The 13228-nt window shown below is 40.1% G+C and carries 11 protein-coding genes; all 11 read right to left on the minus strand.

Features of this window, described 5'->3' with window-relative positions; all coding sequences use genetic code 11:
• On the minus strand, positions 1-361 hold a 361-nt coding region (locus QME58_12020), incomplete at its 3' end, for an amidohydrolase family protein (protein MDI6804549.1).
• A 394-nt stretch (positions 362-755) separates the two neighbouring features.
• Entirely contained in the window at positions 756-1019 is a 264-nt protein-coding gene (locus QME58_12025) for a T9SS type A sorting domain-containing protein (GenBank protein MDI6804550.1), read from the minus strand.
• Positions 1000-1218, minus strand: a complete 219-nt coding sequence (locus QME58_12030; protein MDI6804551.1) for a carboxypeptidase-like regulatory domain-containing protein — start codon at positions 1216-1218, stop codon at positions 1000-1002. The genes QME58_12025 and QME58_12030 overlap by 20 nt, the downstream gene beginning before the upstream one ends.
• A gap of 363 nt (positions 1219-1581) precedes the next feature.
• Positions 1582-2427, minus strand: a complete 846-nt coding sequence (locus QME58_12035; GenBank protein ID MDI6804552.1) for a DUF4249 domain-containing protein — start codon at positions 2425-2427, stop codon at positions 1582-1584.
• Positions 2428-2433: 6 nt separating this feature from the next.
• The gene (locus QME58_12040; protein ID MDI6804553.1) at positions 2434-4785 is read right to left on the minus strand and encodes a TonB-dependent receptor; all 2352 of its coding nucleotides are present in this window, start codon (positions 4783-4785) and stop codon (positions 2434-2436) included.
• Between the two features lie 191 nt (positions 4786-4976).
• A complete protein-coding gene (locus QME58_12045) occupies positions 4977-5423 on the minus strand; it encodes a glycoside hydrolase family 88 protein (protein ID MDI6804554.1) in 447 nt (148 codons plus the stop codon).
• Positions 5424-5582: 159 nt separating this feature from the next.
• Positions 5583-7157: a T9SS type A sorting domain-containing protein gene (locus QME58_12050; GenBank protein MDI6804555.1), complete on the minus strand. Its 1575-nt coding sequence runs from the start codon at positions 7155-7157 to the stop codon at positions 5583-5585.
• Between the two features lie 35 nt (positions 7158-7192).
• Positions 7193-8686 carry a hypothetical protein gene (locus tag QME58_12055; protein ID MDI6804556.1) on the minus strand — a complete coding sequence of 498 codons (1494 nt, stop codon included), beginning with the start codon at positions 8684-8686 and terminating at the stop codon, positions 7193-7195.
• The gene (locus QME58_12060; protein MDI6804557.1) at positions 8683-9720 is read right to left on the minus strand and encodes a PorV/PorQ family protein; all 1038 of its coding nucleotides are present in this window, start codon (positions 9718-9720) and stop codon (positions 8683-8685) included. Before QME58_12060 ends, QME58_12055 begins: the two co-directional genes overlap by 4 nt.
• A gap of 14 nt (positions 9721-9734) precedes the next feature.
• Entirely contained in the window at positions 9735-11912 is a 2178-nt protein-coding gene (locus QME58_12065) for a T9SS C-terminal target domain-containing protein (protein MDI6804558.1), read from the minus strand.
• Positions 11913-11936: 24 nt separating this feature from the next.
• On the minus strand, positions 11937-13228 hold a 1292-nt coding region (locus QME58_12070; protein MDI6804559.1), incomplete at its 5' end, for a TonB-dependent receptor.

The raw sequence follows: 13228 nt of genomic DNA on the forward strand, positions 1-13228 counted from the left end.
GCACGCTGTTTAAAATGCCGCCGCCTTTTTCAGAAATCTTCTGATATGTCGCGCCTGCAGACCGCATCGCAAATTCTTCTTCGCGGCTCCCGCCGAATACGAGATGCGTGTGCGAATCCACAAAGCCGGGCATAACAACTTTTCCGGAACAATCGAACTCGTCAATATTTTTATCAGTGTTTTGCATTTCGATCATCTTGCCGTACCACGAGATATACCCATCCCGGATGATTAAAGCAGCGTCTTCGATAATACCGAGATTACGCATCGCAGCTCCGATACGGGTTCGTTCTCGATTAGGAGTATTAAATTTTGATGAGATAGTTACGAGCTGTTTAATATTTGTAAGTATGAGATTCATCTTGCAGTCTTTTTAAACTTTTGAAAGATAAGAAAAGGTCGTTGATTTTGCAAAAACGGAATTACATTCCGTTCTACGAGTTGTTTACCCCGTTGGACGGGGTTTGTTTATCGCATTATTCCATCGCGACTTTGAAAAATGCTTCAAGTTGTAACAATAACATCGTTTTTACAGAGGTGAAATCATTTGCTTGTAGCTTATATTAATAGACTCCACTCGTTAACCTACTCGCATCAAATGCTACTAATGTAGCCACCTCTTTACCTAAAACATCATATACTTTTAACACTACATTACTATCCGATTCTTGAAGCAGTCCGGTTACATCTCCATTTTGTGTAAGGCAGGTCGAACTTATGGCTTAACTCTGCGTAATCGGAATTCTAATCACTTCTCAGCGGATTAAGATCATCTTCTTGACGTCGGTAAATTTCCCTGCGGTTAGGCGGTAGAAGTACACACCGCTGGGCAGATTGCTCGCATCGAAGCGAACTGCTTTGTATCCTGCTTCCTGGAATTCATCAACCAGCGTCTCTACTTCCTGGCCAAGCATGTTGTACACCTTGAGCGTTACATAATTGTCAATTGGCAATTGATAATTGACAATTGTAAATGGGTTGAATGGATTAGGGTAATTATTAATTGATATATTTTCCATCAAGATCTGTCGCTACTCCGGTTTTAGTTCCTAAGATTTGAACACTCACGTTTGGTATCGGCTGCTTGCTGTCTTTATCTATCACTTTCCCGGAAATAATCCCTTTAAGCGATATATCATCTGCCAATGTATATGAATAGCTAACCGTATAAATCAGCAGTAAGTAAAGAATATTTTTTTTGAAGATTGTTTCACTCATTCGTTTGTTCCTTAGAGTCAATTTTGATTCCTTTATTGGTTATCAAATAATTGATGATAATATAACGAACAGATGTAAACTATTGATTTCACATTTGTAACAAATTGTAACGTATGCTTGACGTAAATTTGGTTACTTCAGGGAAAGAATGTTTTTGTACGATGACGGAGATGGTTAGGTTATTCTGGTGTAATTCGATGCACAATAGATATTGTCGTTATGAATAGATTCTTATCTATCGGCATTATGAATCTTTTTAGATCAAGCTCGGAGTAATTAACCGGTATAGTGATATTCTTAACATCACGAATCAAGGAATGAATATTAATTCATCCGTTGTTCCGACGTTTCCGAGAAATTAACTCATTTGAGAATAATCTGTTTGGTATCAATTGTATATGCCGCGAAATATCCCAGCGCTCCGTTGCTGAGATTTGTGTTCGGATTTGCAGGTGAAATGGACGTTGGCATCATTGATATAATGTCTATAAGTGTTTTATAATAATCAAACGCTGCTTTATCGATAGAAAGCAGTTTCACTGTGAGCGTATCGCCCGGGTGCACGTTTTTTTGAATTCCTATATGTTCCTCTATTTGATTGCCATTCGTCAGTTTATCGTTATGAAGGAAGTACGTTGGTCCATATGTTAAACTATCCATCGGCATTGAATTGACTTGTGCTATCAGCCGATAGTAATTTCCCATCTCCGGCGGATCCTTAAACAGAATGTAAACATCGTATCCATTCTTGTCTCCGAAAAATTTTTTCGGTACAGCATACAACGAGTCAATAAACACTTTTCTGGGCATCGAAGAAACGGCATTGTATCGTTTCCCTTCCGCATCAACTTTTAGTGTGTATGTTCTGCCAGCAATACCTTGTAACGTTGATGATACGTAAGTGCCTGATATAGTTTCTTTTAACGTGTCAATGTTGCCAAGATTATCAAACACTGTTATGAAGGCATTTGGAACGGGTTGAAATGAAGCAGAAGATTCAAAGTAGCTTCTTGTTTTACTCAACATAACCGAGTAGGTACCGGGTTGGTCTGTAACTACCCCCTCGATTACTATTTGCGGATCGGTTTTGCTGAGATCAACTGTAATTACTTTTTCACATGAAAAAATAAACATTGCCTGAAAAAGAATAATGAGGATACTGCTCTTTCGAGCAATTGTATGGATATTATTGATTCTTGTTGTTTTCATAATCTTTTAGAAATTAAAGTTGTAAGTTATTGATGGGATTATTGGAAACAGCGTAATCTTGACTGCTTCTGTTTTGTCCGGGTCGTTTTCGTTTTGTCTGAAAAATATAGCATAAGGATTTGCCTGATTATAGACATTGTAGACTGATAAATTTAGATTAGATCTTTCGCTGATATTATATATAACGGAAAAATCCAGCCGGTGATAAGCCGACATTCGGTAACCGTTTCTTTCGGTGTAACTTGGAACTATTCGTCCATCGATTTTATATTTACCGCTCGGAAATGTTACTGCATTGCCCGTATTGTACACCCACGTGGCTGATAAATTCCATCTATTGCTCATGTTGTACATTGCAACCACTGAAATATCGTGTGTTCGGTCCTGCCGCGCCGGGAAGGACTTACCGTTGTTGATTTTTGTAAACTGTTCTGCCGTTCTTGCCAATGTGTACCCCAACCAGCCGGTGAACTTACCAAATTTTTTCTTCACAAGGAATTCCGCGCCATAACTCCAGCCCCTGCCGAATAACAGTTGAGATTCAACTCTCGAATTAAGTTCCAAATCTGCGTCGTTCTTATAATCGATCAGGTTCCGCATGTCTTTGTAATAAATCTCGAGAGATGTTTCGTATTCATTCTCGTTGAAATTTCTGAAATACCCCAACGTAAATTGATTTCCTCTCTGCGGTTCAATATTATTGCTGCTTGGAATCCACAAGTCGTTCGGCTTCGTTGTTGTGGAATTCGAAAGAAGGTGGAGATATTGCGTATTACGAGCATACGACGCTTTGATTGAACTCATATCATCGAGGAGAAAGTTAGCTGCAACGCGCGGTTCAAGTCCGATAAATGTTTTAACGAACCTGCCGGACGAATAAGTTTTCGTGCTTGTGGTGTTTCCGTCTTCATCATATGAATAAAATTCACCGGGACCCATAAGACTGAAGGTGGAAAACCTAAGCCCGTAATTGATTTTCAATTCAGGAAGAACCTCATACTCGTGCGAAAAGTATGCGGCATTTTCCAGAGCATATTTACGATCTATTGTTGAGCTATTGACTGAGCTTGTCGATCCGGCTGAAATTGTACCGGGCAGAAATGTATGGTAGATGGAATTGACACCAAACTTCATTGTGCTGAACGAACTGATGAAATATTGAAAGTCCGTCTTGAAGTTCAAATCGTGTATGCCGGATTTGATAGAGAACTGGTCGGTTTTTGCGCCAAAGATATTGGTGTAACTGTAATCACTGTAAATTAACGATGTGTTAGAAAAAAACTGATCGCCGAAGAGATGATTCCACCGTAAGGTTGCGGTGGAATTTCCCCAGTTAAAGCCGATGACATCGGGATAAACGAAGTTATCTCTACCGAAATAGCCGGAGAGAAATACACGGTCTTTTTCTCCAAACTTATAGTTTGCTTTCATGTTGATGTCGTAGAAGTACAAGCTTGTTTGCTTAATAATGGAATCGCTCGATAACTTGAGGAACAAATCGGCGTACGTTCTTCTGCCCGAAACGATGAAAGAGCCCTCGTCTTTAACAATCGGTCCCTGTACCGTCAACCGCGATGAAATCAACCCGATGCCGCCGGAAAACCCGAAGTTCTTTGAGTTACCATCGTTCATTCTGAGGTCCAAAACAGATGAAAGACGTCCGCCATATTCTGCAGGAATACTGCCAGTCATCATCTTCACATCTTTGATTGCGTCTGAATTGAAAACGGACATGAATCCAAGCAAATGCGAGGCGTTGTAAACAGGCGCTTCATCCAACATGATAAGATTTTGATCGGTGCGTCCTCCGCGTGCAAAAAATCCTATGTTTCCCTCGCCCGCCGACTTCACACCCGGCAGCAATTGAATCGTTTTCAAGATATCTTTTTCACCGAGCAATACGGGTATCGACTGTAACTCTCGCACCGGAAGTTTGTTTGTACTCATTTCAGTTGAAATAATATTCGTATTCAACTTCTCGCCGGAGACTACTACTTCTCCTATGACGATGGATTCAGAATTTAAAACAAAGTTAACGGTTTTGTTTCGATTCAGGGAAATAGTGTCAGTTCGTGGTTTGAATCCGATGTAGCTTATCTGAATCGTGTATTTACCCTCCGGGATGGTTAACGAATAGAACCCATAGGCATTTGTAGTCGAGCCAACGCCCTTCAGTTCTTTCACCAAAATATTTGCACCGATAAGCGCTTCACCTGTTTCAGCATCCTTGATTATTCCGCTCAATGTATATTTGTTTTGTGCAAGAGCAGAATTGAATGTGATAAAGATAAGGATGTTGACGAAGAATAAAAGAATAGTGATATGATTCTTGTTGCCGTGGAATTTTTCTTTGAACATTTTTGATATCCTTTAAATAAATCAAATATACTTATCTCAAAAAGAAAAAGCAAATTTTTGACGTACCCCAACCAAAAGAAACGACATAGATTTACCTAATTCTTCGTGCATATCTATGAAATACCAATCGATGATAGTTACATATCGGTCTATCATATATTGTTATACGATATATAGTATGCAGCGAGATGTCAACTAATAATTCTATCTTTAATTTCATAAGCTTCGCATATTCTTTTAGTTTTTTGATAAACTGCTAACAAAGATTTGCCTGGACCGATATGGTCTATATTAAATTCAGTGCGAGCATACGTTTTGATATTTCCATTAGCTTCAACATAATGGTCAAGATTATTTTTAACGAAATCGAAATACTTCTCGTCGCCTGAATGAAGCCACATCTGTTCTAATGCAACAAGCATCAAACCTTGCTCGTAATTCCATTTTTTTGATGGATGTAAAGAATCGTAAGTTACAGCACCGGGATGGCGTTCTAAAAATGAATCGGCGATACGTATCGACCAAGTTGCATCTTTGAAAACGCCGGTAGTTTTTTGACTACTGCTACAAGACGAGAATAGTCCAATCAAAAAGATTGTGATTATAATATTTTTATGAAAGAGTATCATAAATTTCATTTTGGATTATTGATATAAACTGTTCCAACAATTTCGTAACCTTACAATAATAATAATTTAGAGGTTCCATATATTATGAATTCACTCAATAAGTTTTTCTCTATGTAAAAAGAAGAATTTTGAATTTGTTACCTTCATCAATACTTGTCCTCCGAAGCTTTAGCGAAGGAGGAGCATTTGTTTAACCTCAACTGTTTTGTCGGTTTGAATCCGATAAAAATAGACGCCGGAAACTATGTTAGACGCGCCGAAATTCAACTCATGCACTCCGGCATTCTGGCGACCATCGAATAGTTCTGCAACTTCTTGTCCTAATAAATTGAATACCTTGACTGTAACAAATGATTCGGTCGGTAATCCATATTTAATAGTAGTCAACGGATTGAACGGGTTAGGATAGTTCTGTTCGACGTAGAATGATTGAGGAATACCATCAATTATTTCGACTGAATTGGGTGTACATAAGTAGCTTCCAGTTCCGATTACAATATTGGCTGCTGGTACGGTAACATTGTTTATGCAATTATCAAGCACACCAGAAGTTAGGTACAAAATCCCGTTGACTGTTGTAGGTTGTGATAATGCAACACCGCCAGTGTTATTGATAGTGAGGTCTTTTACAGTTGCCGGCATTGAAGCACTTGTGACTTGCTGATCAGAACCATTGAAAAAATAGTTAGCGGATGAGCTGAAAGAATTACCACCACCGCTGCTGGCGCCTGTGCATTGGATACTGCCTGAAATACCGCCGGGGTGAGCAGTCCGCAAAGCCGCTCCATCAAGCAAGAGAAAGCTGCCGGTATTAGAACTATTGATTACATTTGTCCCAATATCCACAGTTGAACCACCTTTGACTTCCATTGTAAAATGACTTGTACCCGTTCCGTAAGTAACATTTTCTAATGAAATGGTTTGAGGAGTAGTACCAGCGAAAACGAGTTTATTAATTTTAGGGAAGGCGCCGGAGTTCTGAAGCACCGCATTCGAGACTGAAAAATTTCCCCACAAATTCCACGTTACATCAGGTCCACTGCCCCTGCTAACACTGAAGTTACCACCGGTTACAGTAATATTTCCTTTTGTAGTAACTGTGATTGTAGCGGCAGAACTTGAACCATTAGATGCGAACTGTCCACCGCTGACAAATATATTTCCATTTATAGTTATAGGGTCGGTGTAAGTTGCTGGAGCTGCCATTTGAAGCCGAGCAGTTCCGGTGCTCAAAATTCTAATATCGCCACCAATTATATTGCCAGTCCAAGCAACATCAATATTGGCAGTTTGTCCTGTGCAATCCCATACAAAGTTGTGAAAGTTTTGATTTGAATTATTAGGTTTGCTGCCAGTTGTGTATCCTGTTACACGACAGGTGGAGCCAGTTGCCCAAGTGCAAACCGGAATAGAACCTGCAATCTGATCGTGCGAATAAGTACCACCGCTGGCAATTGTCAAACTACCTGTACCCCCTAACTTACCTTGATTCTTTAGTGTACCCGTAATTGTAACTAATGCATTGATGAACACAGAATCCGCAGTCTGAACTGTGATAGTCCCTGAACCAGTTGGAGCTGTGCTCGCTCCTACCCATGCTGTGCCGGTATATCTTTCCCAGATTCCAGCATTGCTCCAGTTACCTGTGCCGTTAGAACGGTAATCATTAAGCACTTGAGCGAAAATGGTATTAGAAAACAAAACGACACAAATAATCAGAATTAAAGTTTTAAAGTTTTTCATTTTTTTCTCCTAATTTTTTTAAATTTATTTTTTTATTATCTGTTCCAAGGTATTTCGTATCTAACATCAGCCATAATATTATGACAAGTTTCTTTATTTAGATTAACGTTCGTTTGCCACATATCTTGATATTTCATTAAAGAATATTCGTAAGTGATGTTCAAATTAATTCCAGCATACAAAATTCCACAACCAACCGAGTAGATTGAAAAGCTTACCGGTTCACCAGCTAAAGGATTTCCTTCGGGTTCAAATACTTCAGTGTGCCCACGCATACCAGCACGCAGTAAAAGCCACGATAACGGATTGTAATTTACACCTACGTGGAACACAGAAGCTGAAAGCCATGGCTTTAATTCTTTGCTGTCGGTATTCTTGTAGATTGTTGATTCGTAAGGGCGCAATTCGTATTCTAATCCAAGTGTGAGGTTCTTTAATAAGCCGATCGACATACCAACTGTTCCGCGCCACGGAAGTTGTATTTCATCTTGTCCGCTAATCGAACTAATTGACGAAGAGCCAATAGTATCAATTCGTATCTGTGTTGAAAAATCTCGTTTGATTGTTGTAGGAGGTTTTACCGAAAATCCAAAACTAACATAATTACCGCGGTAAATTCCACTGAAAGTGAATTCCTGTCCACTAAAATCGGACGTTCCTGTTTGAGTAATTTTCTTATTAAAATTCACAGAATCTAATCTGAAATAATTTTGATAAAATACGAATCTGCCCCGACCGAGACGCTGTTCGAGATCATCTGTGGTCCCTTTCAACAGCATACCACTAATACCGAGCGAAATTTTTTGGGAGAGTGCACCCGAGAAAGCTATTCCATAACCATTGATTGAACCATCACGAGAGCGGTAATATTGGGACCATTCTGTTTTAAATGTAGAATCGGGATTGTTCGGCGGTAAAGGAATTGGGATCGGGCGTTGTGAACCGATAGACGGAAACAGCACGTTATTGTTCTGATAATAATGATTCAAGTTAGCATATTCAACAGCACCAACACCAATTACGAAATTTATTTTACCCAGCGTAAAGGGGACAGCGAGAAGTGCCTGAACCGGTAGATTTTTGTTTTTCGATCTCGACCAATTCGGGCCGATGTTATCAAACGGACGTTGGACAGTATCACCAGGATTAGAACCCGGGTGTAACGAGTCAGGATTAATGATCCCGCCTGTTAACCCTTCCATGAGGAGACTGAAGTTAGAATAATATTTCAATGGTGTATATTGTTGCACTTGTGACGCTTTTGAATATTGCAGCAGTCCACCAACCGAAATTTGAATCCCCGTTAGAGACTGAAGAGAAGCCGGATTGGTAAACATCAAGCTAACATCGTTTTTTATTCCGATAGTCGTACCACCAGCTGCTCGTGAAGCAGCAGACTGAAGAGTACGATTATCGAGTCCTTGAATATCAAGAGGTTTATCATACCCTTGAGCAAAAATTTGACGAGATAAGAGAAGACAGATTAACACTTGTAGTAAAAGTGAGAATATGAAAAATATTTTCTTCATTGTAGTACTGCTCCTAAACTGATACGTTGAACATTCCCTAAGTAAGTTCCTATCGATCCATAACTATAATCCAACGATAGTAAAACCGAACCAAATTTGTGTTTAACTCCGCCGCCAATAGTTAGTCCCTCGTAATCATAATTGAACTTGTAGCCACCACGCAATGCGAATGATTCTGCAAACTCATACTCAATTCCAAAGTGAGCTTGTTGTGCATAGTCGTTAGGTTGAAAGAGGTCGAATGCCATACCCAAGCGATTCTCACCAAGCGGAAATAAAAGTGCATCTGTACCGACTACGTTTGCCGCAATCCCAAACCTAAACAAAAGAGGAACAGGATTTGACTCTTTTGCATACTTTGCATTAGCTCCAAAGTTTTGTACTGATGATGCAATTTCGATGGACCGAAAGCCGGTGCGATACCGAATCCCAAAATCGAACAATAATGCATCAGCCCAAGTTTTAACATTTTCATAGACTCCTTGCCTTACCAAAGCACTAACCATCTGCCCGTTGAATAGCGATTCGTGAGCATACTTTACACCGATTCCCATCGAAAATTTATCAGTCAGGTTTGTTGCGTACGTAACACCGATAAGATAACTGAACGGACGGAATGTTCTTCCTGTCATACCGGGATTTTCAGTGTCTTTGATGTATGGTAGAGCATTGCTTGTTTCCTCGAATTCACCAAAATCGACGTACTGAACCTGCACACCTACAGCGCCGAATTCTTCGATTGGTAAGGCATAGGAAATTGCTCCTTGTTGAGCCTCGAATATCCATTTTATGTATGTAGATGATAATTCTTGATTTTGTACTAATGCAAGTCCGCTTGGATTCCAAAAGATAGCTTCAGCACCAGAAGCCCAAACACTGTAGGCATTTCCTAAAGCAGTACCACGAGCAGATGGCATCACGTGTAAAAATTGCATTGCTGTGCTGCCTACTTTTTGCGCCGGTAGGGTAGAATATAACAGACACACAGCACACAGAGATAAAAGAAGCTTGTAAATATTTTTCACACTATTCATATCGTAACTTTCAATTAATGAATAATAACAAATTTGCCGCGTGAGTGCGCGCCGCTTTCGTCTTCAACAACAAAGAAATATACACCGGAAGCTAATATCTGATTGTTCCTTGAAATCTGGTACCACGGGTTGCCATAAGTATCTCGGTTGTGTTCGATTGTGTTAATTAGCTGACCGCTGTAAGAAAATATTCTTATTGTGCATCGCTTGGTCAGTCCCATAAATTGAACCTTGTCAGTTACTTCGCCGTCGGGGTCCGAACCACCTAAACCGCTTGTAACTATAAGCGGATTGGGTACAACGTAAACTTTTCCGAGAGTTCCTACTACAGCCGGGGCTTGTGTTTCCCATTTCGTAAAGTTGGTCATTCCACCTTTACCACCAAGCGAATCAACTGAAAATACTGCATAATAAACGAACTCACCTATATTGCTTTCTCTATCTAATACAACGTAAACTGAGTCGTGGAAATAACGGGGATCGCGTTTTCCAACACTATCAATGAGTGTCCAAGGTCCTAGTGGGTGAGTTGCGCGCATCGCTTTATAATATGCAAACGGAGCATTAAGTTTCGGAGTTGTGAATTCCTCTACTTGCGGACCCCAAATTATTTTATTAACCGCCGCGCGAGTGTTTTCAATTTTAATCATCGGTGCTGGAAAAGGAATTTTAATAGTGTTGTATGCACCAAATCCATTTGGTCTGGAATTCATGGGTTCGTATTGTGAAGTATCGTATTTTGCCAGAGGACGCCCGGTGTACATCTGAATCGCTCGATCTGCTACATCGCGAATCGAAACAACACCAGGTGTTACGTACCACGGCAGCGGATTGGTTTGTAAGTAATTACTACCTATATATGGAGGATTACCCACATTAGGGTATGTCAATGTCTTGCACCAACTTGGTATCTTTTGCAAATATGGGTCAGGCTCTCCGCGAATACCGCCTCCTAAATCTCTATAGACGCTATCGCTCGCTACACCAGGGCCATATCCTACAACTTCAGCCACAACAAAACGCGATACAGAATTTGGCGGTAAAGTGTAAGGTCCAAAACCATACCCATGTCCCGCAGGCTGACTCCATCCCAAAGTTTGTGATGGCTTCGCACGCCCTATCCAGTGAAAGTTGTCTGCGGAAAAATTTATTGAATCATTCGCTCCTTTAAAAACACTACTTTTTCTGCTTAAAGGGTCAAGCCAAGTTTGTAACTTAGTCGGGTAAAGGTTAGCGTTTTCGTATCTATTAAGCCAGGGTTGTTTCATTTTTCTATTCGCATCCCATACCAAAGCAGTATCAGAGGGACTTACATAAGTACTCGTTTGACCTCTCAAGGCAAGATTCTGATAGTCGTAATACAACATCATAATACCAGCCGCCTGAGGCGAATTAAGCCCACCTCTGTTGCCCGGCTTTGACCAAAGATTGAAAAACGTGGTGTCGGGATTCCCTGTCCTATCGTGATTGTAAGTCATGTAGCGTTTTAAATCAAAACGTGCAAACTGGTCGCGCGAACGTGAATCGGCTTCTGCCCAGCGATTGAATCGTCTCTCATATCCGAACATCGACGTCATGAAACCATATCCCCAACCAATAAAAGTATCTTTAACAGTGTCGGGAGTAGTATTATGCAATTCGTATTCGTATATGATGAAGCTATCATAACCGGGATAGCTCCAAGCACGGCTTGTGCGGGTAACAGTAATACCAAGTGGTGTTCCCCATTTTGCGACAATAATTTCTTCGGCTTCATCAGGATTGTAAGCAGGATTTAAAATACCGGTAGCAAGCACAGGATAGTTTTCAATTCTTTCAATAGATATCGGGTAACTGTAAATGTTTTCGACTTGGGTGGCTTTTCCTGTGGCGTCTGTAACAGCACCACAATATATGTATTGCCGAACCGTACCTCTCGTACCTCCGATGTACAAACCACCACCGAAAGAGTTATGCTGACCGGCATATTTTGTTCTATCAATAATCATTGATGAGTTCGGTGGCCATTCCATCGAAGGATAACCGACCAACATACCGGCAGTCCCGTTATCAAATGTTCTTCCCACCTCACCTGTATTGAATACTGTTTGATGAAGCATGCCCCTTTGATGTATTCGGAAATCGCGGAGTTGTGAAAACAGACCTTCGAAAGGTAGTGTTAACAAGAGAAAAACAAATAGTATATATTTCATATTTACAACCTGATAATAAATTATTTAGAATTCTATCATAATACCAAAATTGAATGACCTTGGTGAGTTATCATAAATCAAGAACGACTGATCAACAGCAAACGCCTGCGATGGTGTGTTAGTATCCTGCCAATATAGAATACCATAATTCGGATCGTTGATAGGATAGTTTTCATACGCATAAATTCTATTATTTGTTGATGCGGCATTGGGGGTTGAAAAAATATAATTATAGTTAAGTATTTTGTTATTGAAGAGATTGAAAACCTCGGCATAGAACATTGCATTTGTGCCAAAAAAATTTCGGATTCTTTTCGTTAATTTTATGTTGGTATTATACTCGCCCGGCGAGCGCGCGGCATTAAGGAGTTTTGTGTTCGTCGAAGATGTGTACGGGCGGCCGCTTCTTAAAAATGAATTCGATGAAAGAGTAAGATTTTCTAACGGAAACATTCCAATTATATTTGGTCCCCACTCATTTTCTGTTACATACGCTAAATTGATTATTAGATTGTGTGTACGATCAAAATCAAGTAAGATATCTCTGATTGGCACCTTATCTAATTTCGTACTCACTTCACCGGACACAGGATCTTTGATAAATGAAGGTGGTGCGTTCGATGTCGTGGCGCTCTTCCCGGTAGCGACACTGAATTGGTAATTTATGGAACCGGTGAACTCGCCCCTTCTTTTTGTAAATGCAACACGAAATCCGCGGATATCAGCATAGTCTCTATTAAAATAAGTCTCATACGAAAGATCAGATGTGAAAGTTGCCATTTGAACAAGATTTTTTACATCTTTATAATATCCGCTGACATCCAGTGTAAATCCTTCGCCCAATCCTTGCATTACGCCTATGTCATAGCTGTTTGTAGTTTCAGGTTCGAGTTGCGGGTTACCCAAACGGATTGGCATTAATCGTCCTTGTTTTACGCGTGAAGAAACTACATATTGAAAGGATGGTCGCTGCATAAACGAACCATAGTTAAGATGGAACACGGTTGAAAGAGATACAGGAAACGATACGCCTACCCTTGGTTGCAAGCGTGCAAGCACAGGAGCTTTTGCCTTTGCCGCTGCTTGGGGATCGTTTGATGGATTACCGAGAGAATCCACAACACGGAATGGTGCAAAGATGTTAGTATAGTAATGGCTTTGTGAATTCCAGATGTCTAAACGCAAACCGATATTTGCTATCAAACCTTCAAATTCCATTTTATCCTGTATAAAAAGTCCAACTTCAAACGGTTTTATTTTGTGGGCGGTTCCAAAAATTGACTTATTGAATACTTTTTTTTGTATATTTAAGAAAA

This window comes from Bacteroidota bacterium (assembly GCA_030017895.1).
Lineage (GTDB): Bacteria > Bacteroidota > Ignavibacteria > UBA10030 > BY39 > JASEGV01.